The organism is Streptomyces sp. RK9, from assembly GCF_045070545.1.
Classification (GTDB): domain Bacteria; phylum Actinomycetota; class Actinomycetes; order Streptomycetales; family Streptomycetaceae; genus Streptomyces; species Streptomyces alboflavus.
In genome coordinates this window covers 3,946,177-3,965,895 of the sequence record NZ_CP173704.1, presented here as the reverse complement: position 1 = coordinate 3,965,895, position 19,719 = coordinate 3,946,177, and the positions used below count along the sequence as shown (strand labels likewise).

At 74.6% G+C, this 19,719-nt stretch carries 22 protein-coding genes; 5 read left to right on the top strand and 17 right to left on the bottom strand.

Features of this window, described 5'->3' with window-relative positions; translation table 11 throughout:
* Positions 1–4: 4 nt before the first annotated feature.
* The 3 genes from AB6L24_RS37275 to AB6L24_RS37265 all read right to left on the bottom strand — a co-directional run bounded on the left by AB6L24_RS37275 (position 5) and on the right by AB6L24_RS37265 (position 3,721).
* Positions 5–589, bottom strand: a complete 585-nt coding sequence (locus AB6L24_RS37275) for a TIGR03086 family metal-binding protein (RefSeq protein ID WP_405663013.1) — start codon at positions 587–589, stop codon at positions 5–7.
* A gap of 478 nt (positions 590–1,067) precedes the next feature.
* Positions 1,068–2,030: an AraC family transcriptional regulator gene (locus AB6L24_RS37270; RefSeq protein ID WP_405663011.1), complete on the bottom strand. Its 963-nt coding sequence runs from the start codon at positions 2,028–2,030 to the stop codon at positions 1,068–1,070.
* Positions 2,031–2,083: 53 nt separating this feature from the next.
* The gene (locus tag AB6L24_RS37265) at positions 2,084–3,721 is read right to left on the bottom strand and encodes an ABC-F family ATP-binding cassette domain-containing protein (protein ID WP_405663007.1); all 1,638 of its coding nucleotides are present in this window, start codon (positions 3,719–3,721) and stop codon (positions 2,084–2,086) included.
* Between the two features lie 177 nt (positions 3,722–3,898).
* Between AB6L24_RS37265 and AB6L24_RS37260 the strand changes: the two genes are divergently transcribed.
* Both AB6L24_RS37260 and AB6L24_RS37255 read left to right on the top strand, forming a co-directional pair.
* Positions 3,899–5,386: a bifunctional phosphatase PAP2/diacylglycerol kinase family protein gene (locus tag AB6L24_RS37260; protein ID WP_405663004.1), complete on the top strand. Its 1,488-nt coding sequence runs from the start codon at positions 3,899–3,901 to the stop codon at positions 5,384–5,386.
* A 104-nt stretch (positions 5,387–5,490) separates the two neighbouring features.
* Positions 5,491–6,318, top strand: coding sequence for a class I SAM-dependent methyltransferase (locus AB6L24_RS37255; RefSeq protein ID WP_405663001.1), 828 nt, complete (start codon positions 5,491–5,493; stop codon positions 6,316–6,318).
* An 87-nt stretch (positions 6,319–6,405) separates the two neighbouring features.
* On the opposite strand, the gene AB6L24_RS37250 is transcribed toward AB6L24_RS37255, so the two are convergent.
* The 11 genes from AB6L24_RS37250 to AB6L24_RS37200 form a co-directional block, all read right to left on the bottom strand.
* Positions 6,406–6,675, bottom strand: coding sequence for a gas vesicle protein K (locus tag AB6L24_RS37250; protein WP_405662999.1), 270 nt, complete (start codon positions 6,673–6,675; stop codon positions 6,406–6,408).
* Positions 6,676–6,700: 25 nt separating this feature from the next.
* Positions 6,701–6,997: a gas vesicle protein gene (locus AB6L24_RS37245; RefSeq protein WP_405662996.1), complete on the bottom strand. Its 297-nt coding sequence runs from the start codon at positions 6,995–6,997 to the stop codon at positions 6,701–6,703.
* The gene (locus AB6L24_RS37240) at positions 6,994–7,860 is read right to left on the bottom strand and encodes a GvpL/GvpF family gas vesicle protein (RefSeq protein WP_405662994.1); all 867 of its coding nucleotides are present in this window, start codon (positions 7,858–7,860) and stop codon (positions 6,994–6,996) included. Before AB6L24_RS37240 ends, AB6L24_RS37245 begins: the two co-directional genes overlap by 4 nt.
* Positions 7,850–8,248 (bottom strand): gas vesicle protein, encoded by a 399-nt coding sequence (locus AB6L24_RS37235; RefSeq protein ID WP_405662992.1) that lies wholly within the window; start codon positions 8,246–8,248, stop codon positions 7,850–7,852. Before AB6L24_RS37235 ends, AB6L24_RS37240 begins: the two co-directional genes overlap by 11 nt.
* Positions 8,245–9,432, bottom strand: a complete 1,188-nt coding sequence (locus AB6L24_RS37230; protein WP_405662990.1) for an SRPBCC family protein — start codon at positions 9,430–9,432, stop codon at positions 8,245–8,247. The genes AB6L24_RS37235 and AB6L24_RS37230 overlap by 4 nt, the downstream gene beginning before the upstream one ends.
* Positions 9,425–10,009, bottom strand: coding sequence for a DNA primase (locus tag AB6L24_RS37225; protein ID WP_405662988.1), 585 nt, complete (start codon positions 10,007–10,009; stop codon positions 9,425–9,427). Before AB6L24_RS37225 ends, AB6L24_RS37230 begins: the two co-directional genes overlap by 8 nt.
* Positions 10,010–10,022: 13 nt before the next feature.
* Entirely contained in the window at positions 10,023–10,301 is a 279-nt protein-coding gene (locus tag AB6L24_RS37220; RefSeq protein WP_405662985.1) for a gas vesicle protein GvpG, read from the bottom strand.
* A gap of 9 nt (positions 10,302–10,310) precedes the next feature.
* Positions 10,311–11,078, bottom strand: coding sequence for a GvpL/GvpF family gas vesicle protein (locus AB6L24_RS37215; protein ID WP_405662982.1), 768 nt, complete (start codon positions 11,076–11,078; stop codon positions 10,311–10,313).
* On the bottom strand, positions 11,075–11,509 hold the full coding sequence (locus tag AB6L24_RS37210) for a gas vesicle structural protein GvpA (protein ID WP_405662979.1): 435 nt from the start codon (positions 11,507–11,509) through the stop codon (positions 11,075–11,077). Before AB6L24_RS37210 ends, AB6L24_RS37215 begins: the two co-directional genes overlap by 4 nt.
* A 150-nt stretch (positions 11,510–11,659) precedes the next feature.
* Positions 11,660–12,019, bottom strand: coding sequence for a gas vesicle protein (locus AB6L24_RS37205; protein WP_405662977.1), 360 nt, complete (start codon positions 12,017–12,019; stop codon positions 11,660–11,662).
* Between the two features lie 54 nt (positions 12,020–12,073).
* Positions 12,074–13,438 (bottom strand): NAD(P)/FAD-dependent oxidoreductase, encoded by a 1,365-nt coding sequence (locus AB6L24_RS37200; RefSeq protein ID WP_405662974.1) that lies wholly within the window; start codon positions 13,436–13,438, stop codon positions 12,074–12,076.
* 147 nt (positions 13,439–13,585) lie between these two features.
* Here AB6L24_RS37200 and AB6L24_RS37195 point away from each other — a divergent pair, with 147 nt between their 5' ends.
* Together AB6L24_RS37195 and AB6L24_RS37190 are read left to right on the top strand one after the other, a co-directional pair.
* On the top strand, positions 13,586–14,689 hold the full coding sequence (locus AB6L24_RS37195) for an enolase C-terminal domain-like protein (protein ID WP_405662972.1): 1,104 nt from the start codon (positions 13,586–13,588) through the stop codon (positions 14,687–14,689).
* A gap of 74 nt (positions 14,690–14,763) precedes the next feature.
* Positions 14,764–15,408, top strand: coding sequence for a hypothetical protein (locus tag AB6L24_RS37190; protein ID WP_405662969.1), 645 nt, complete (start codon positions 14,764–14,766; stop codon positions 15,406–15,408).
* Here AB6L24_RS37190 and AB6L24_RS37185 read toward each other — a convergent pair.
* Positions 15,383–16,066: a hypothetical protein gene (locus AB6L24_RS37185; RefSeq protein WP_405662967.1), complete on the bottom strand. Its 684-nt coding sequence runs from the start codon at positions 16,064–16,066 to the stop codon at positions 15,383–15,385. The two genes, AB6L24_RS37190 and AB6L24_RS37185, sit on opposite strands and share 26 nt — an antisense overlap.
* Positions 16,067–16,202: 136 nt before the next feature.
* Here AB6L24_RS37185 and AB6L24_RS37180 point away from each other — a divergent pair, with 136 nt between their 5' ends.
* Positions 16,203–16,562, top strand: a complete 360-nt coding sequence (locus tag AB6L24_RS37180; protein ID WP_405662965.1) for a VOC family protein — start codon at positions 16,203–16,205, stop codon at positions 16,560–16,562.
* Positions 16,563–16,721: 159 nt separating this feature from the next.
* On the opposite strand, the gene AB6L24_RS37175 is transcribed toward AB6L24_RS37180, so the two are convergent.
* On the bottom strand, positions 16,722–18,680 hold the full coding sequence (locus AB6L24_RS37175; protein ID WP_405662963.1) for a DUF5107 domain-containing protein: 1,959 nt from the start codon (positions 18,678–18,680) through the stop codon (positions 16,722–16,724).
* Positions 18,681–18,806: 126 nt separating this feature from the next.
* Complete coding sequence (locus AB6L24_RS37170) at positions 18,807–19,703, bottom strand: arginase family protein (RefSeq protein WP_405662961.1); 897 nt, start codon at positions 19,701–19,703, stop codon at positions 18,807–18,809.
* Positions 19,704–19,719: the final 16 nt, after the last annotated feature.

Sequence of the window (19,719 nt, the reverse complement as noted above, 5' to 3'; positions counted from 1 at the left end):
GGCGTCAGGGGGTGCGGCCCAGGAGGTTCAGGAGCGCCGTCTGGGCGTCCGCTCCCGGCGGGGGCTGCACGGCCGGGGCGAACAGGCCGCTCTTGCTCAACTCGGCCGCGTACGGCGTCACTTCGCTCACGGCGTCGGCGACGAGGTCGTCCGGAAGCCGCTCGTCGGCGCCGATGGCCCGGGACAGGTCCCAGGTGTGCACGACGAGGTCGGTGACCATCTGGGCGCAGTAGTCGGTCGCGGGTGTCGCGCCGTACGAGAGGTGCACGGCGCGGTCCAGGGCGCCGGGCTCGCCGAACGCGGTGCGGGCCGCGTCGGCCGCGGTGTCCCAGGAGGCGACCGGGTCGGGGCCGAGGACGTCGCCGTCGAAGGCGTCGCCGACGGCCTCGATGGTGGCGCCGTCGCGGACCAGCGGCGGGACCCACAGCTGCTCGACGACGAGGTGGCCGACGAGGTCCCGCACCGTCCACCCTTCGCAGGGCGTCGGCGCGTCCCACTGGTCGGCGCGGACGGCGTGCACCCGGTCGGTGAACAGGTCGACGGCCCGGCCGTGGCGCCGCAGCAGGGGGGTGGTGTCGGTCGCGCTCATGCCGCCTCCGGTCGCTCTCCGGTGCGCGGCACAGCTGTGCGCGCACGCACCTCCGAGTGTGGCCCCGGCGGGCGGACCGGGCAGCGGGAGGCGGCCGGAAGGCCGGAAAAGGAGGCCGGGAGTGGCGGGCCCGATGGCACCGCGTGGGTGCCGAGGGGGAGCGACCGGGCCCGCTGGTCCGAGCCGGCCCGGCGGACTGCGCCGGGCCGGAAGCACCGGGGTTCCGTCCACGGCCGACGCCCCGGAAGCAGGCTAGGGCTCCCGCGACGGCGACCGGTCCTACCGGCACCAGCGACACCCTAGGCGGGCGCTCCGGAGCCGACGATCCGCTCGACGCGCCGGGTGTCCGAATAACGCACTACGACACGCCGTTCCGTGTCACGGACCACGCCGCACCACCCCACGCGCGGCCGCACACCAGCCACCCACGCACCACGCACCCGCGCAACTCACCGGCACACCCAGTCACCCGCGCGCCTCACCCACGCAGCGTCTGCGACGGCAGCTCCCCGAAGCGCGCCCGGTACTGCTCGGCGAACCGCCCGAGGTGCGTGAAGCCCCAGCGGTGGGCGACCGCGCTCACGCACTGCTCGTCGGGCACGGCCGCGCGCAGTTCGTCCCGCACGCGCTGCAGCCGCACGGCGCGTACGTACGCCATCGGGGACATCCCCACATAGCGGCGGAAGGCCTCCTGGAGCCAGCGCACCCCGACCCGGGCCTCGGCGGCGAGGGTCGCCGCGGTGAAGGGGTGCTCGGGCCGCTGCTGCACGGCGTCCATGGCGCGCTTGACCGGCGCGGGCCGCAACCGGGCGACGGGGTCGGCGAGTTGGTCGCGGTAGCGGTGTCCGGCGGCGAGCAGGAAGCCGTTCAGGAGCGCCTCCTGGAGGGGGGCGGCGACGAGGGACCCGCTCAGCGTCGCGGACTCGTCGAGGAGGTCGTCCGCGACCGCGCGGACCAGGCGGGTCCAGCTCCGGCCGGGCCCCTGGCCGGTGTCGAAACCCGGGTCCAGCGGCACCGGGCCGCGGGTGGGCCGGTCGAGCAGCGTCTCCAGGCTCTCCTCCAGGGCCACCCGGTCCAGCTTCACGGCGAGCACCCGGCAGTCGCCCGACCAGCGGTCGACGACGGTGTCGCCGCACGGCTGGTAGACGGCGGCGCTGTCGGGCGTGGTGAGCGTGCTCTCGGCGGAGCCCTGGCGCCAGGCCATGTGGCCGCTCAGCGGGATGTTGACGTGGTACGCCCCGAGTTCCCCGAGACGCACCCGCACATCGGTGTTGCAGGTCAGGCCCCCGACGGTGATCGCGCCGAGGTGCCCGATGGTGAACTCGGCCCGGAAGGACCGCTGCCGGTCCAGCACGTCCAGGAAGTTGCTGTAGTAGGCAGCCGCCAACACCTCCCGGGCCTCGTCCACATCACTGGTCCGAAAGGGCGTCCTGACAGCCACGGTCTCTCCAACTGCGCAGCGTACGGCGTGGTTTCACCACGCTACCCGGCGCGCTAGCGGACCCGTTCCACTCTTTGCTCGTCCCATACGGCCTCCGGGGTCTCCCGGACGCGGCCGTCGGCGCCGAAGACCAGGTACCGGTCGAAGGAACGGGCGAACCAGCGGTCGTGGGTCACGGCGAGCACCGTGCCCTCGTACGCCTCCAGGCCCTCCTGCAGTGCCTCGGCCGACTCCAGGTCGAGGTTGTCGGTGGGCTCGTCGAGCAGCAGGACGGTGGCGCCCTCCAGCTCCAGGAGCAGGATCTGGAAGCGGGCCTGCTGGCCGCCGGAGAGCTTCTCGAAGCGCTGCTCGGCCTGCCCGGTGAGTTCGTAGCGGCGCAGCCGGGACATCGCCGCGCCCCTGTCCTTGGCGTGCTCGCGCCACAGGATGTCGAGGAGGGTGCGGCCGATCAGCTCCGGGTGGGCGTGGGTCTGCGCGAAGTGTCCCGGCACGACGCGCGCGCCGAGCTTCCACTCCCCCGTGTGGGCCACCGGGTTGTCGTGTGGGCCGAGGTTCCCCGCGAGGAGGCGCAGGAAGTGCGACTTGCCGGAGCCGTTGGAGCCGAGGACGGCGACGCGCTCGCCGTAGAAGACCTCCAGGTCGAAGGGTTTCATCAGGCCCGTCAGTTCGAGGTTCTTGCAGGTGACGGCGCGCACGCCGGTGCGGCCGCCGTGCAGGCGCATGGTGATCTCCTGCTTGCGCGGCGGCTCGGGCGGCGGTCCCGCCTCCTCGAACTTGCGCAGCCTGGTCTTCGCCGCCTGGTAGCGCGATGCCATCTCGTCGCTGCGCTTGGCGTACTGCTGCATGTCCAGGACGAGCTTCTTGAGCTGGGCGTGCTTCTCGTCCCACCGGCGGCGCAGCTCCTCGAAACGCTCGAAGCGCTCCTGGCGCGCCTCGTGGTACGTCGCGAAGCCCGCGCCGTGCACCCACACCTCCGAGCCGCCGGGGCTCGGCTCCACGCTGACGATCTTCTCGGCGGAGCGGGCCAGGAGCTCCCGGTCGTGGCTGACGAACAGAACGGTCTTGCGGGTCTCCTTCAGGCGCTGTTCCAGCCAGCGCTTGCCGGGGACGTCCAGGTAGTTGTCGGGTTCGTCCAGGAGCAGCACCTCGTCGGTGCCGCGCAGCAGCGCTTCGAGGACCAGGCGCTTCTGCTCGCCGCCGGAGAGCGTGCGCACCTCACGCCACTGGGCCTTGTCGTACGGCACGCCGAGGGCCGCCGTCGTACAGATGTCCCACAGCGTCTCGGCCTCGTACCCGCGGGCCTCCGCCCAGTCGGAGAGCGCCTGCGCGTACCGGAGCTGGGCCGCCTCGTCGTCGACCGTCATGATCGCGTGCTCGGCGCGGTCGACGGCACGGGCGGCCTCGCGGATGCGGGGCTGCGCCACGGACACCAGGAGGTCGCGCACGGTGGTGCCGTCGCGGACCGAGCCGACGAACTGGGGCATCACGCCGAGCCCGCCGCTCACCGTCACGCCGCCGCCGTGCGGCTGCAGCTCCCCCGCGATGAGCCGGAGCAGTGTCGTCTTGCCCGCGCCGTTCGCCCCGACGAGCGCCACTACCGCGCCCTCGCCCACCCGGAACGAGACGTCACCGAGCAGCGCTCGCCCGTCCGGCAGGTAGTACTCGAGGTGCGCGGCTTCCAGATGTCCCATGGGGGCGATTGTCCGGGGCGCCGTTCGGTGGCGGCAAACGGATTGTTCGGGAGGGGGCGAGGGCGGGGCGGCGGAGCGGATTCCCGGGGGCGGGGGTGCCCGGGCCGTCAGGACGGCGTCAGAGGGCCTCGGCGGGTCGATCCGTTGCAGAACGCCGACGTGGGGTACGCGACCCGTATGACCTCAGATGCCGACCGCACCCTGTCCCCGGCCCGCGGCCCCAGGAGCCGGATGATCGCCCTGGACCGCCGGGTCTTCGACGCCGTGGCCGCCCGGCACTGGCCTGGCGCCGACCGGCTCCTGCCGCGGCTGAGCCACGCCGCGAACCACGGACGGCTGTGGTTCGCCACCGCGGGCGCCATCGCCGCGACCCGGGGCCCCCGGGCCAAGCGGGCCGCCGTCCGCGGCGTGGCCTCCCTCGCGCTGGCGTCCGCGACGATCAACACGCTCGGCAAGCGCTCGGTGCGGCGGACCCGGCCCGCCCTGGACACCGTGCCGCTCGTGCGCAGGCTGAAGCGGCAGCCCATCACCACGTCCTTCCCCTCGGGGCACGCCGCGTCCGCGGCGGCCTTCGCGGTGGGTGTGGCCCTGGAGTCGCCCCGGCTCGGCGCGGCCGTCGCCCCGCTCGCGGGCGCCGTCGCGCTGTCCCGCGTCTACACGGGCGTGCACTTCCCGAGCGACGTCCTCGCCGGTGCCGCCCTGGGCGCCGGTGCCGCGTTCGCCGTACGCGGCCTGGTGCCGACCCGGTCCCAGCTGCCGCTGCCCGGCCGCCCGCGCGCCGAGGCCCCCGCGCTGCCCGGCGGGCGCGGCCTCGTCGTGGTCGCCAACAGCGGCGCGAAGACCTCCGAGCGGGTGCGTGAGCTGCTCGACGTCCTGCCGCACGCCGAGGTGGTGACGTGCGCGCCCGACGGCCTGGTGGCCGAGCTGGAGAAGGCGGCGGCCCGTGCCCGCGCCCTCGGGGTGTGCGGCGGCGACGGCACGGTCAACGCGGCCGCGTCGGTGGCCCTGCGGCACGGCGTGCCGCTGGCGGTCCTGCCCGGCGGCACGCTCAACCACTTCGCGTACGACCTGGGCGTCGAGGGGCCGCGGGAGCTGGCGCGGGCCGTGGAGGTGGGCGACGCGGTCGCGGTGGACGTCGGCCGCTTCCGGTCCCACACCGGCTCCGGGCACTTCCTCAACACGTTCAGCCTCGGCGTCTACCCCCAGCTGGTGCGCGAGCGGGAGCGGTGGTCGCCCCGGATCGGCGGCTGGCCCGCGGGCGTGCTCGCCGCGGCCCGGGTCCTGCGCTCCGACCAGCACCCGCTGCGCGCCGAGATCGGCGGCACCGAGCGGGCCCTGTGGCTGCTCTTCGCCGGGAACTGCGCGTACAACCGCCTGGGCCCCGCGCCCACGCGGCGCTTCGACCTCGCCGACGGCCTCCTGGACGTGCGCGTCGTGCACGGCGGCCGCAGGCCAGGATCCCGGCTGCTCGCGGCGGCGCTGACGGCTCCCCTGGAGCGCTCCCCCGTGCAGACCACGGCCCGCCCGCGCCGACTGCGCATCGACGGTCTCGCACCCGGCACGCAGATCGCCTACGACGGTGAACTCACCTCGGCCGAGGGCGAGTTGCTGCTCGACAAACTGCCGGAGGCGCTCGCGGTGTACCGGCCTTCGCTGGCGACGTGACCCGCGCGGCCGCCGAGCGCCGTCGACCGTGAGCCGCACGCCCGACTGACCACATAGCGAGACGGGGGTCTCATCATTCGGCATGACCGGCCTACAGTGCGGTCATGTCAGCACCCCAGCGGCAGCATGCCGAGACCGCCGTCTACACACACGGCCACCACGAGTCCGTCCTGCGCTCCCACACCTGGCGCACGGCCGCCAACTCGGCGTCCTACCTCCTCGATTCACTCCGGCCGCACCTGCGGATCCTGGACGTCGGATGCGGCCCGGGCACCATCACCGCCGACCTGGCCGCACTGGTCCCCGACGGGCACGTCACCGCCGTCGACCACGCGCCCGGCATCCTGGACCAGGCGCGCGCCACGGCCGCCGGCCGCGGCCTGGACAACGTGTCGTTCGCCGTCGCCGACGTGCACGCCCTCGACCACGCCGACGACACCTTCGACGTCGTGCACGCCCACCAGGTGCTCCAGCACGTCGGCGATCCGGTGCGGGCGCTGCGCGAGATGCGCCGGGTGTGCCGCCCGGGCGGGATCGTCGCGGTGCGCGACAGCGACTACGAGGCGATGACCTGGCATCCGCACGTGGCGGGCCTGGACGACTGGCTCGACCTGTACCGGCGGGTCGCCCGCGCCAACGGCGGCGAGCCCGACGCCGGGCGGCGCCTCAAGTCCTGGGCGCTGGCGGCCGGGTTCACCGACATCACGGCGTCGGCGGGCACCTGGTGCTACAGCACGCCCGAGGAGCGGGCCTGGTGGAGCGGGCTGTGGGCGGACCGCACGGTGGCGTCCGCGTACGCGGAGCGCGCGACGGCGGGCGGGCACGCGGACCAGGAGGAGCTCGCCGCGATCGCGGCGGCCTGGCGGGAGTGGGGGCAGGCCGAGGACGGCTGGTTCACGGTGCTGCACGGGGAGTTGCTGTGCCGCGTCTGAGGTGAGCCGCCGAGGCCGGAGGGGGCGCAGGCGGCGGGGTCCGTTCCGGGGCTTCCGGGGCGGGGGCTTCCGGGGCGGGCTGCGGGATCACTCCCGGGGCAGCAGGGGGCCCAGGGGGCCGAGGTCCAGGTTCAGGTCCTCGGGCCGCAGCCCGTAGCGCTCGCGGAGCCGCGTCATGCGGTCCTCCAGGAGCATCAACGTCATGCCGACCCGCTCCTCCTGATCCTCCGTCAGCTCGCCGGACTCGAAGCGGCGGACGGCCTGGCGCTCCATCAGCTCCCGCAGCAGCTCGACGACGGTCAGGACGAGGGCGACGAGGTCGCGCTCCACGGTGTCCGGTTCCAGGTCCAGCTTCATGAGGCCTCCCGCTCGATGTCCCTCTTCATGACGCCTCCCGCTCGATCGCCTCCGGTCCCGCCCGCCGCCCGCCCGGGTCCCCGCCGCCCTCCCCGGCCGCAGGCCACGGCGAGGGCACCTGGGCGTTGACCGCGCTGATCAGTGCCTTCAGGTCGATGCGGACGAGGTCGACGTCCGCGATGCGCAGGGTGATGTCGCCCGTGATGACCACGCCACCGGCGAGCAGCCGGTCGAGCACGTCGACGAGCGCGATCTCCCGTCGCGCGAACGGCTCGGCGAAGCCGGGCCCGGCGCGGTCGGCGCGGTCGGCCGGCGCGCTCACGGCGTCCCGCCCGCGTCCTGACGCGCCGCGCCCTCCCCGCCGTGCGGTTCCTCACGCGGGTCGGGGTCGTCCGTGAAGGAGTACGCCGCCCACGGTCCGGTCACCTCCACGCGCAGCCCCGGCCGGGTGCCCTCCGTGCGGCCGATGAGCTCGAGGAACTCCTCGGACCACGTACGCGGCACCAGATAGGCGGAGTTGAGGATGTTCCGTCCTGATCCGGCGTCGGTCAGCGGCCCGCTCTGCGCGGGGTGCAGCCGCGCGTCGGCCGCGTACCGGCTGAGCTCGTCGTGCAGGCGCCGCGCGAACACGTCGGCCCGCGCGAGCGCCTCCTCGCGTGCGGCGTTCCCGGCCCGGCGGCGGCGCAGATAGTCCCGCCCCGACGTCGGCGCCCGCGAGGACGGCGAGGCGGCGGACCTGCCCCCGCCCCCGTCCGTGCTCTCGCCCCCGGCCCCGTCACCGGTCGTGGCACCCAGCCACACCTTCACGCCCCACTCCACATGGCCGTCGATCCGGTCCAGGATCCGGTGCAGGCGCTCGGACTCGTCCTCCAGCATGGCGCGTACGCCGCTGTCGTCGTGGAAGACCGTGGCGAGCCGCAGCGGCAGCGGACAGGTCACCGTCGCGAGGGCGGCGACGACGTTCTGGTGGGCGCGGGCCGTCTCCGCGAGCCAGCGCAGGTCCTCCAGGCGCGCGCGCAGCGGCTCCCGGCCGAAGTCCCGTTCGGGTACGGGGCTGACGACGGCCACCAGGCCCTCGTGGGTGAGCTGGCGCGGCGGCGCGCCGCCCACGCCGGTGAGGTCGGCGTGCAGCGGCGCGGCCGGCGGACGGCACACGGCGTACACATAGCGCAGGTCATCGTTCACGTTCACGTTCTCCTCGGCCGTCTTGCCCCGTGCCGTCGTCCGCCGTCGCGGCGCCGCGGTCGAGGGCGCCGCGGCCCTCCGCCCCCGTGCCCGCCTCCAACTGCTCGACACGGCGCCGCAGTTCCTCGTTCTCCCGCGCGAGCGCGGTCCGGCGCGCACCGCTGGACAGCGCCGGATCGTCCTCCCACCAGTCGATGCCCATTTCCTTGGCGCGCTCCACGGAGGCGACGACGAGGCGGAGCTTGATGGTGAGGAGTTCGATGTCGAGCAGGTTGATCCGGATGTCCCCCGCGATGACGATGCCCTTGTCCAGGACGCGTTCGAGGATGTCGGCGAGGTTCGCGCCGCCCTGCGGGTAGGGCTCGGACAACCGGCTCGCGGTGGTCATCGGCGGTTCCGGCCGCCGTCGGCGGCGACCAGTTCGTCATCGGCGTCCTCGTCGGCCACGTCCTCGCCGTCGTCGGCCGCCTCCGGGTCCACGTCGGCCCGGCCCTCGGCCTCGTCTTCCTCCTCCGTGCCCTCCCCCTCTTCCTCGGCGAGCGCGTCCTCGTCGGCCTCCTCGTACGCCCCCTCCTCGTCGTCCTCGTCCTCGTACGCCCCCTCGTACCCGTCCTGGTCGTCCTGGTCGTCCTGGTCGTCCCGGTCGCCGTCCTCGTACGCGCCCTCGTCGTCGGCGCCTTCCTCGTCCGCGACCGCCTCCTCGTGGCCGCGCACCACCTCGCCGTCGCGGATCTCGCCGCGCCAGCCGTCGCTCGCCTCGCCGCGCATGGAGATGTGCCGGGCGAAGTGCTTGAGGTCGAGGCGGACCCGGCGGCCCTGGGCGCGCCAGATGTTGCCGGTCTTCTCGAACAGGCCCTTCGGGTAGTACTCGACGACGAGCAGGACGCGGGTCAGCTGTTCGCCGAGCGGGTGGAAGGTGACCACGCCCTTCGTGGTGCCCTTCGCCCCCTCCGACGTCCAGGAGATCCGCTGGTCCGGCACCTGCTCGGTGACGTGGGCCTTCCAGCTGCGGCTCGAGAGGAAGATCTTGAGCTGCCAGTCGGAGTCCGTGTCGCCCGCCGCGCTCGCGCTCTTGACGCCCTTGGCGTACGTGGAGAACTCCTGGAACTGCGTCCACTGGTCGTAGGCCTCGCGCACCGGCACGCCGACGTCGACGTACTCCAGGATGACGGTGGGCTTCTGGCCGCCCCCGCCCTTCTTGCGGCGTCCGGTGAGGTTCTTCACGGCTCCCTTGACGGAGTCCTTGAGGTGGCTGCCGCCCAGCTCCAGGGCGCCGCGCAGCGGGCCCTTGCCCTGGGCGAGCTTGCGGCCGCCTTCGAGGGCGAGCTTGCCGAAGCCGGGGCTGCGGCCGTCGGCGATGTCGTTGAGCTTGACGGTGGTCTCGCCGAGCTTGCGGCCGACGCCGATCAGGGCGCGCTCGGCCTGCGCCATCGCGTAGGCCTTGGCCTCGTCCTTCAGGCGGTCCGCCGCCGGGCTGTTGGCGGCGGACCGCAGCATGTTGGGGGCCTTCGACCGGCCGCCGTTTTCGGTGGCCTCGGTGTCCTCGCGGGTCTGCTCGCGGGTGTCAGTCATCGCTGCCTCCCCGGGCCCGGGTGGTCTTCTTCGCGGTGCGCCGCTGCGAGCCGCGCGCGCTGTCCGTGCCGCGCGCTTCCTGCGTCTTGCGGGCCGGGCCCTTCTTGCGCTCGCCCCGGGCAGCCGACGTGGCCTTCTTGGTCGCCGAACCGGTCTTGCGGGCACCGGACTTCGCCGCCCCACCCGCGTTCTTGCCCGCGTCCTTGCCCGCGTCCCTGGCCTTGTCGGACGCCTCGTCCGCGCCGGGCACGGCATCCGTGGCCCCGGAGAGCCGGTCGCGCACGTCGAGGGTGCGGTCGTGCAGCCGGTCGGCGATGCCTTCGAGCTGCCGGTCGAGCAGCGACCCTGTCGCCGCCTTGCCGACGCCCCGCAGGTCCTGCTTCAGCTGGTCGCCGATCTCCTTGAACTGCGGGTTGTTCTCCAGTTGCCGGGTCACCGCACCGACGAGCGCGCCGGGGCTGAGCTGAAGCCTGCGGCCCGCCACCATCGTGCCCACGGCGAAGGCGAGTTTCGCCTTCTTCGTGCGTCCGAGAAGGTACCCCGCGCCCACGGCGAGGCCCACTGCCAGTCGATTCATGACGTTCCTGTCCTCACTGCCCTGACGGTGCCGGCGGTTGGCCGTCCGTCCCTGCCACGCCGCCGACGGGTCCGTGGCCGAGACGGGCGAGGAGTTCGTCCTCGCGGCGGTCGAATTCGTCCTCGTCGATCTCGCCGGCGTCCAACCGCTCGGTGAGAAGGGTGAGTTCCTGGGTGATGGCCGAGGGGTCGTAGTACTGCCGCTCCGCCTCCGTGACCACCTGCCGGAGCACCCAGAGGGTGCCCCGGGCCGGGGCCAGCGGCAGGGCGAGCAGTTCACCGATGAGTCCCATGGCCGGGCCTCACCGCCCCGGGCCGACGCCCGCGGCGTCGTCGGCGGGCCGCGCCGGGCCCGGGTCGACGAAGCTGTAGGGGGGCAGCGGGCCGTGCACGCGCAGCTCCAGGTGGGGCTGGTCGCGGCGCAGCTCCTCGACGGCGGCGACGAATGCGTCGGCGCTGTCGCGGTTCACCAGGAACGACACGTTGGCGAGCCAGCCGGTGCCCTCGGGCCCGACGCTCACGGAGTCGGCGCACGGCTCCAGGGCGCGCAGCACCTCGGCGCCGTCCCCGGCCTCGCGGGCCCGCACGGCCGCGGTGATCTGCTCGCCGAGGTGCAGCTTCTGTTCGTAACTGCCGCCGCCCGCGCGCCGATTGGCCTCGACCATGGTGCGCAGCTCGGGGCTCTCGGCGAGCACCTGGTGCAGGACGGCCTGTTCGTCGTGGGCGGCCTTCACGTTGTACTCGGCCTTGCCTTCGAGGGCGCGCAGCCGCTCCGCGTAGTGCTCGGCCCGTTCGGCGAGCACCGCGACGACGGCGTCGTCGTCCTGCGCGATGCTGCCGAAGCGCATCGGCAGGACGGGGCCGCCCGCGCCCGCCTCGTCCAGGACGCTCTGGTGCGCGAGCAGGTCGCGCCGCTTGGGCCGCAGGTCCTCGGGGCTGTCGGAGACGAGCGCGGCGAGGTCGCCGTGGCGCACGGTGCGCACCTTGTGCGCGGGGTCACCGATGCCGCCCATGCCTTCGGGAAGCGCCGGGTGCGTGGTGGCGGCGATGCCGTAGATGTACGTGGTCACTCCTGCTCCTCCTTCCGGCCGCGGGACGGTGCGCGCCGGGCGCGCGGCTTGGCGGGCTCCTCCTCGCCGCGGCCCTCGTCACGGGCCTGCTTGAACGCGTCGGAGATGGTCTCCGCGGCGCCGGAGAGCGCGCCCTTGGACTTGCCGCGCGCGCCGGACTCGGTGATCTCGCCGACGAGGTCGGGCAGGCCGGGGCTCTTGCGGGGGCCCGCCTCCAGGTCGAGGCGGTTGCAGGCCTCGGCGAACCGCAGATAGGTGTCGACGCTCGCGACCACGACCCGCACGTCGATCTTGAGGATCTCGATGCCGACGAGCGAGACACGGACGAAGGCGTCGATCACGAGCCCGCGGTCCAGGATGAGTTCGATGACGTCGTACAGGCCGCTGGTGCCGCCTGCGCCGCCGGATTGCTGTGCCGGGACGACGGTCATGCCGACCGGTCCTCCTTGCGTCGGGGATGTCTGATGTCTGGGGGTTGTCGGGCCGGGGATCCGGTGACGCCGGGCCCGGCAGGGGGATCGGGGCGCTCGGGCGCGCCGCGGGCGTCCGGGGCGGGTCGCCGCCGTCCGGTGGGGCGGGGGTCAGCCGCCGCCCGGCCGGGGCGGGTCGGCCCGCCCTCGTTCGTAACGCCGCACGCGCCGGTACCCGGTCAGGTCGCCCTGCGGGTCGAGGGTCACGGTGTAGGTCGCGAGCAGGCTCATCGTGTCCGGCACGCGGACCAGTTCGAGCACCTCGACGGCCAGGTCCCAGCCCTCTTCGGTCCGTTCGAAGGACGACACGGACTCGACGGTCTGGCCGGTGAGTTCCGCCAGTTGCTCACGCGCGCAGCGCAGCACGGCGACGGGTCCGGGCAGGCCATCGGTGTCGGCCTCGGTCTGGTTCTGGTTCTGGTTCTTGTTCTGGTTCGTGTTCGCGCTCTGCTTTCTCGACGTCTGGGTCATGACCACCTCCTGGTCCGAGTGACCCTGTGGGCGCGGGCCAAACGCCGTCCGCCCTCACTCCTCCCCGGTCCGCTCGGCGGCGGCGTCCCGCGTCCGCCCCGGCGCCCCCGCCACCCGCGCGGTCTCCGGCGACGCCGTGTCCAGCGGCACCGACCAGGACCGGACCAGGCCCAACTGCACGCCCTGGCGCGGGAGTACGGCGTCCAGGAGCCAGTCCGCGGCGACCCGGACCCGGTTGCCGGGCATCGCCGCCAGGTGGTAGCCGCGGGTGACGGCCCCGGCGAGGGGGCCGGACAGCGGGACGCCCAGCGGGTTGGCGGCGCCGCTGACGCCGCCGAGGTCGACGGTGAAGCCGAGGTCGTGGTGGCGGTAGGAGCGCCGCCGGCCGAGGCCGAGGGAGGCGGCGACGTTGTGGCCCGCGGTCTTGCCCTGCCGCCAGGCGTGCTGCGCGGTCATCGCCGTGTACTGCCCCTTCTCGGTCAGGTCGGGCACGGCCGCCGCGTCGCCGCACGCGAACACCTCGGGGTGGTCCGGCACGTTCAGGAACGGGTCGACGAGGAGCCGTCCCCGCTCCAGGGCGCTGCCGATCCCGGCGACGAGCGGGTCGGGCCGCACGCCCACGCACCACAGCAGGGTGCGCGTGGGCAGGTGGTCGCCGTCGGAGAGGAGCACGCCCTCGCGGGTCGCCTCCTTCACGGACGTCTGTGTGCGGACCTCCACGCCGCGCCGCCGCAGCACCCGGTCCGCGGTGGCGGAGAGCCGCCGGTCGAGCTCCGGCAGGACCCGCGGGGCGATGTCGAGCAGCACCCAGCGCGGCTCGATGCCGGTCCGCAGCGGCTGCCGCCGCACCAGGGAGCGGGTGAACAGCTCGCCGTGCGCGGCGACTTCGACGCCCGTGTAGCCGGCGCCCACCACGACGAACGTGCAGCGCGCCCGGCACGCCGACGGGTCGTCCGATGCCGCGGCCAGCTCGATCTGCCGCGTCACGTGGTCGCGCAGGTACAGGGCCTCGGGAAGCCCGCGGAAGCCGTGCGCGTGCTCGGCGACCCCGGGCACGGGCAGCAGCTTGTTGACGCTGCCGACGGCGAGGACCAGGCGGTCGTAGGAGAGTTCGCCGTCCTGGCCCTCCGGGTCGGCGTAGTGCACGGTCCGCCGCGTCAGGTCGATGTGGTCGGCCTCGCCGAGCACGAGGCGTACGTGGCGCAGTGCGCCGGTGAGCGACACGGTGACGCGGCGCGGTTCGAGCACGCCCGCGGCGACCTGGGGAAGCAGCGGCAGGTACAGGAAGTAGTCGGTGGGGTTGAGCAGGGTGATGTCGGTCTTGCCGCGGGTCAGCCGCGACAGGGTGCGGGCGGCCTGGAACCCCGCGAAGCCCGCGCCGACGATGACGACGTGCGGTCGGACGGCGGTTCGGCTCACAGTGTGCCTCCTGCGTGGTCCGGTACGTCCGGTGTGTTCCGGCGGACCTCCCGCGTGCCCTGGCCCGGCCGCGGTGAAACGCCCGCCGTTTGCCGTCGCGCCCCCCGGTTACCCGGCCCGCACACCAGAGTGAAGGGCGTGTGCCCCATGGCCGAGTCCGGATACGTCAGCGTGGAGCCGCCCATGATGTCGGCGTACACGATCCCGGCGGACGCCCCGGAGGCCGACGGCACGTTCGCGTGGGACACCACCACGATCGTCGTCGCGGAGGTCTCCGCGGGCGACGCGACCGGCACCGGCTGGACCTACGCGCCCGCCGCCACCGTCGACCTCGTACGGGAACAGCTCTCGCCCGTCCTCGCGGGCCGCGACGCCCTCGACATCCCCGCCGCGCACGACGCGCTCACCAAAGCGGTGCGCGACACCGGCCGCGAGGGGCTCGCCGCCCGCGCGATCTCGGCCCTCGACATCGCCCTGTGGGACCTCAAGGCCCGCCTCTTCGAGGTCCCCCTGGTCCGGCTGCTCGGCGCGGCCCGCGACGACGTGCCGGTCTACGGCAGCGGCGGCTTCACCACGTACCACGACACGCATCTGGCGGCCCAGCTCAACGGCTGGGTGCACGGCCAGCGGATTCCGCGCGTCAAGATCAAGGTCGGCGAGGGCTGGGGGCGGGCCGCGGCGCGCGATCTGTCGCGGGTGCGCCGGGCCCGCGATGTCATCGGGCGGCAGGCCGAGTTGTACGTCGACGCGGGCGGCGCGTACACGCGCAAGCAGGCGGTGCGGATCGGCCGGGTGCTCGCCGAGCACGGCGTGGGCTGGTTCGAGGAGCCGGTGTCCGCCGAGGACCTGCGGGGGCTCGCGCTGGTGCGCGACGCCCTCGTCTGCGACGTGGCGGCGGGCGGCTACGGGCACGGCCTCCCCTACTTCGCCCGGATGATCCCCGCCGTCGACTGCCTCCAGGCCGACGCCACCCGCTGCGGCGGCCTCACCGCGTGGCTGCGCGCCGCCGCGCTCGCCGAGGCCCACGGCCTTGAGGTGTCGGCGCGCGGCGCCCCGCACGCGCACGCGGCGGTCGCGGCGTGCGTGCCGAACCTGCGGCACGTCGAGTGGTTCCACGACCACGTCCGGGTCGAGTCGATCGTCTTCGACGGCGTCCTGGACCCGACCGGCGGCACGGTCCGCCCGGGCGGCGGCACCGGCCACGGGCTGCTCCTGCGCACGCCGGACGTGGAGGAGTACCGGGTCGCGTGAGGTCGCGCGCGGTCCGTCGGCGGCGGGGAATATCGGTCGCGCGAGGCGGTGGGGCGCGGGCATGCTCGGCGGTCATGGACGCGATGAGGGACACGGGGCCGGGCGGGGACGAGACGACGGCCGGTGGGGGCGCGGGGGCGGACCCGGCGCACGCCGGCGGGGCCGACGCGGGGCCGGGCATCGGGCCGGGCCCCGGTCCGGACGTCGCGCTGATCGGAGGGCGTTCGGGGGTGGGGAAGTCGTCCGTCGGCTGGGAGGTCGCGGCCCAGCTGGCGGCCGCGGACGTCGGGCACGCCCTGATCGAGGGCGATTTCCTGGACGCGGTCCACCCCGCCCCGGCGGGAGACCCGCACCGCTCCCGGCTCACCTGCCGCAACCTCGCCGCCCTCTGGGCGAACTACGCCGACCTGGGCTGCCGCCGCCTCGTCTACACGAACACGGCGAGCGTCCTGCCCTCCGAGGAGTGGCTGTTCACCGAGGCCATCGACCACCCCCGGCTCGTCCGGATCCTGCTCACGGCGACCGACGCCACCGCCGAAGAGCGCCTCACGAAGCGCGAGACGGGCTCCGAGCTGGAACGCCACCTGCGGCGCAGCGCGTTCATGTCCCGGCACCTGGAGGAGCTGGTGCCGCCGGACACCCACCGTGTGCCGACGGACGGCCGGACGGTGGGCGACATCGCGGCGGAGGTGATCAGGCGGGCGGGTTGGGCGGCCTGAGGGGCGCGTGGGACGGCGGGACCGTCGGGAAGTCGGCGGTGCCGCCGGTGGGGGCGGGCGGGGTCGTCGGGGGTGTGGGCTCCGCGGGGGCCGCCGGCCGCGCCGGGGTCACGGGCTGTGCCGGGGTCGGCGCGGTCGCCGGGGTGTTCGGGGCCGCCGCCGAGGGTTTCACCGCCGCCGGGGTCCCGGTCGGCGCGGGCGCCTCGGGGACCGCCGGAGCACCGGGAGCGGCGGCGGCCGCGCGGGCCACCGGAGCAGCCGCGGGGGCCTTGCGCGCCCCGGGTGCCTTCCCCGGTGACCGGGCCGCGTTGCGCATCACGACGGCGGCCACGGCGAGCAGCGCGGTCACGATCAGCGCGGCCGCCCATCCCGGCAGGCCGAGGGCGATGACCAGGCCGAGGGTGAGCGCGGCGGCGGCGCCCGCGTACAGGGCGGCGGCACCGGAGGACGCGTAAAGGGCGGCCTTGCGGCGCTGCTTGCGCGCCACCCCGGAGACCTCCGTGCGCAGTTCCTCGCGCAACTCGTGGCGCAGCTCCTCGCGCAGCGACTGCCGCACCGTCTGCCGCAGGGACTCGTCCACCGCGTCGCGGACGACCTGCGACAGGGCGTCGCCCAGGGTCCTGTCGGTCAGCGGTGTGTTCTTGTCCTGGACCGGCATGTTCCCGTCCTTCCTTTCCGAAGCGGTCGGGGCGGACGAGTACCCGGCGTCCGCGTCGCGTAACGGCGGCGGGTCGCCGGTGCCCGAGAACCGGAAACGATCTCGTGTCCGCGCGGCGCCAACTAGGCTCGTCCCCATGGAGATCCTGGGAACCGTGCTGCGCGTCTGCGTCAGCGACTTGGAGGCGTCCGTCACGTTCTACGAACGGCTGACGGGCAGCACCGCGATGCGTTTCGAGCGGGGTGGCGTCGCCGTCGCCTCGGTCGGCTGCTTTCTGCTCATGAGCGGCCCCGAGGCGGAGTTGGAGGTGCTGCGCAAGGTCGCGGCGACCATCGCCGTCAAGGACGTCGACGAGGCCCTCGCGACCCTCACCGCCTCCGGCGCGCACATCGTCGCGGGCCCCGTGCCCACCCCCGCGGGACGCAACCTCATCGCGATGCACCCCGACGGCGCGGTCTTCGAGTACGTCGACCGGAACGCCCCCGCCCCCCACTGACCCCCGCTGCCCCCACCCGCACCCACGAGCACCCGCCCGTCACCCCCGCCCCGGCACCGCACCGGGGCGGACCAGGGCGGACCGGGACGGCGTGGGCACGGAGGCGGGCCGACGCGCGCCAGCAGCGGCCGAAGCGCCCGGATCACCGCACGGGCACCCTCACGGCCGCATCCGGAAGTCGTACCTCTCCGGCAGGGGCTCGTCCGACACCGCCGCCCACACCTCGCCCATGACCTCGTCGGCTTCCCGGAGGTCGGCCACCTCGAAGCCCTCGTCGAAGATGGCGCGGGCGGCGCGGAGTTCGCCCTCCGCGAGGAGCAACTGGGCCTCGATCAGCCGGAATCGGCCCGTCTGACGCGTGTGCGCGTGCAGGCGGTCCCAGACGCTCCGCGCCGCCTCCGCGCGCCCCGCGGCCACGAGGGCGCCGATGGCCTCCCGGCCGAGGGCGGCGGTCGCCGCGGACCACACCACGCCGTCGTCGCGGCGCTCGGCACACAGGTCGTCGAAGGCCTCGGCGTACCGGTCGGCGGCGCGCTCCACATGTCCCGACTCCTGGTCGGCGACGGCGAGGCAGCGCAGCAACGGCCAACGCGACGGGGCGAGTTCCAGGCCGCGCTCCCAGCTGCGCACCGCCTGGGCCAGGTCACCGGCGTGCCACTGGGCGACGCCGAGGTGGTACTCGGCGTGCGGCCGCGCGGGTGCGGTCTCCAGCATGTCCCGCCAGTGCGGGGCGACCAGGGTGGGCCCGGGCGGCCCGACCCTGCGGGGCTCCGGCACCGCCCCGCTGTGCAGCAGCTCCAGCCACGGCTCCTGTTCGGGGCCGAGCGTGGCCTCGGCGAAGGGCGTGCCGGGCAGCTTGTACTGCCCGCGCAGGACTTCGAGGGCGCCCCACCCCGACCCGACGGCGAGGGTCTCCTCCGGCTCGGCGTCGGCGCGGGGCCGCCACTGGTCGTAGGCGGCGTCCACGGCCGCGGCGGGCAGCGCCTGTTCGAGCCGTGCCTGGGCCTCGCCGCGCGCGGCCGCCCAGTCGGCGCCGTGCACGACGTCCGGGTCGGCGGTGAGCGGCCCGTACGACTCCAGCCATGCGAACTCGCTCTCGGCGTCGAGGCGTACGTGCTCCAGCTGGGTGCGCGCGAGCCCGGCCTGGATCTCGGCGTAGCCGCCGGTGCCGGGCTCGGTGAGCCACCGCTGCCAGCGGCGCCCGCCCGTGCCGGTGCCCCACACGAAGAGCTTGCGGCCGCGCAGCGTCGGCGTGGAGGTCTGCGCGAGGCCGTGCCCGTCCTCGTCGAGGGCGGCGATCCAGCGGCGCGCCCCGTCCGGGACGTCGTAGAAGTAGTCGGCGGGGAACTCGGCGCGCGGCGGCCGGGTGCGGTCCACGCCGTCGTGCTCGGGCACCGGCACCTTCCGCAGGGTGCGCGCGTAGCCGTAGTGCCAGGCCTCGTCGGCGGGGGCGAGGACCCTGCGCTCCTCGGGCACGGCGATGTTGGACCACCAGTAGACGGGCACGGGCCGCTCGTGGGGGTTGCGGATCCGCACGCCGACGTGCAGGAAGTCGGAGTCCTCCGGCAGCCACAGGTCGACCTGGAAGGGGATGTCGCGCAGCCGCTCCCACTCCCACAGGCGCACCATCTCGCCGCCGTCGGGCGCGGTCAGGCGCGCGGCGTGCAGGGGCGCGCAGGACAGGGCGGTGTGGCCGGTGGCGCCGATGTTCCACTCGATGCCGCCGGAGTACCAGGCGCCGTTGAGCGCGAAGTCGGCGGGCTGGAACACCGGGTTGCGGTAGAGGAGTTCACGGCCGGTCGGCTTGTGGAAGAGGGAGTGGATCCGGCCGCCGAGGCCGGGCAGGACCGTGACGCGCAGCCGGGTGTTCTCGATGACGAGGGTGTCGAAGGACGTGGCGGTCCGCTCGCGGCCGTAGCCGTCGCGGACGCGCGCGGGCAGCACCGACCGGAGCGGTTCGTAGCCGAGCTGCCGCGCCATGTCGCGCGGCAGCCCCCGCAGGTCCCTGTCGTCGAGGCCGTGCGCCGCGTCGAGCGGCTTGAGCGGCGGCAGCGGGTTCTCCGGCCCCAACTCGGCGGCCGGCAGGGTCGTGGTGTCGCGTCGCACGGTCGTCGCCAAGGCATCCTCCTCAGTTCGAGGACGCTGTGCGCCCCCGGTCCTCCGTCGACCATGGAACACGCTCGGCCCCGCTCCGGCCAGGGCTTTCGCCGGTCAGGTTCGCGCACGGATCCCGCTCGGAGGGGGTCAGGACTCCGCGAAGGCCGCCACGACCACGTCGGTGAGGACGTCGCCCGCGGTGCCGTCCGGGTCCAGGTCGGGGTCGTAGATCGTGACGTTGAGGCCGATGCAGCGCGGGGAGCGCACCAACGGGCGCAGGAGCGCGAGGAGTTCGTCGGGGTGCAGGCCGTCCGCGTCGGGGCTGTCGACGGCCGGCATCACGGCGGGGTCGAGGACGTCGGCGTCGAGGTGCACCCAGAAGCCCTCCAGGGTGTCGTGCTCCAGGCTGAGGACGGCGGAGCGGGCCACGTCGTCGGCGCCCCACTGGCGCAGTTCGCCGACGGTGACGGTGGCTATGCCGAGCTCGCCGAGCTCCGACCGGTCCTCGTCCTCGTCGCGCATCCCGAAGAGCCGTACGTCCTCGTCGCGCAGATAGGGGCTCAGCCCTTCGATGTCGGAGAGGTCGCGCTGGCCGCGGCCGGTGGCGAGGGCCAGCTCCTCGCCGCCCGCGGCGCCGACGCGGTCGGAGTTGCCCGGGTGGCGGAAGTCCGCGGAGGCGTCGATCGCGGCGAGGCCGAAGCGTCCGATCCGGCGCAGCGCGAGGGACGCGCCGAGCTGGATGGAGCAGTCGCCGCCGAGGACGACGGGCAGGTCACCGGCGCGCACATGCCGCTCGATGCGGTCGGCGAGCTTCGGGGTGTAGGCGGCGATGGCGGCGGCGTTGAAGACGCCGTCGCCCTCCTTCCAGTCGCCGCGGTCGTAGCGCGGCGGTACGACGACGCCGCCCTCCACGGCGTCGAGGCGGCGCAGGATGCCGCGCTCGCGCAGCGCTCCGGCGAGCTTGTAGCAGCCGGGGACGGTGCCCGGGGCGGGCGGACGCAGGCCCAGGTTGGAGGGCGCGTCGATGATCACAACAGTTCGCATGCCGCTCATCCTCCGT

Coding starts and splice junctions, on each gene's coding strand:
- AB6L24_RS37275 (WP_405663013.1), bottom strand. CDS start 589: ATGAGCGCGACCGACACCACCCCCCTGCTGCGGCGCCACGGCCGGGCC.
- AB6L24_RS37265 (WP_405663007.1), bottom strand. CDS start 3,721: ATGGGACATCTGGAAGCCGCGCACCTCGAGTACTACCTGCCGGACGGG.
- AB6L24_RS37260 (WP_405663004.1), top strand. CDS start 3,899: ATGACCTCAGATGCCGACCGCACCCTGTCCCCGGCCCGCGGCCCCAGG.
- AB6L24_RS37255 (WP_405663001.1), top strand. CDS start 5,491: ATGTCAGCACCCCAGCGGCAGCATGCCGAGACCGCCGTCTACACACAC.
- AB6L24_RS37250 (WP_405662999.1), bottom strand. CDS start 6,675: ATGAAGCTGGACCTGGAACCGGACACCGTGGAGCGCGACCTCGTCGCC.
- AB6L24_RS37235 (WP_405662992.1), bottom strand. CDS start 8,248: ATGACCACCGCGAGCCGGTTGTCCGAGCCCTACCCGCAGGGCGGCGCG.
- AB6L24_RS37230 (WP_405662990.1), bottom strand. CDS start 9,432: ATGACTGACACCCGCGAGCAGACCCGCGAGGACACCGAGGCCACCGAA.
- AB6L24_RS37225 (WP_405662988.1), bottom strand. CDS start 10,009: ATGAATCGACTGGCAGTGGGCCTCGCCGTGGGCGCGGGGTACCTTCTC.
- AB6L24_RS37220 (WP_405662985.1), bottom strand. CDS start 10,301: ATGGGACTCATCGGTGAACTGCTCGCCCTGCCGCTGGCCCCGGCCCGG.
- AB6L24_RS37210 (WP_405662979.1), bottom strand. CDS start 11,509: ATGACCGTCGTCCCGGCACAGCAATCCGGCGGCGCAGGCGGCACCAGC.
- AB6L24_RS37205 (WP_405662977.1), bottom strand. CDS start 12,019: ATGACCCAGACGTCGAGAAAGCAGAGCGCGAACACGAACCAGAACAAG.
- AB6L24_RS37195 (WP_405662972.1), top strand. CDS start 13,586: ATGGCCGAGTCCGGATACGTCAGCGTGGAGCCGCCCATGATGTCGGCG.
- AB6L24_RS37190 (WP_405662969.1), top strand. CDS start 14,764: ATGGACGCGATGAGGGACACGGGGCCGGGCGGGGACGAGACGACGGCC.
- AB6L24_RS37185 (WP_405662967.1), bottom strand. CDS start 16,066: ATGCCGGTCCAGGACAAGAACACACCGCTGACCGACAGGACCCTGGGC.
- AB6L24_RS37180 (WP_405662965.1), top strand. CDS start 16,203: ATGGAGATCCTGGGAACCGTGCTGCGCGTCTGCGTCAGCGACTTGGAG.
- AB6L24_RS37170 (WP_405662961.1), bottom strand. CDS start 19,703: ATGCGAACTGTTGTGATCATCGACGCGCCCTCCAACCTGGGCCTGCGT.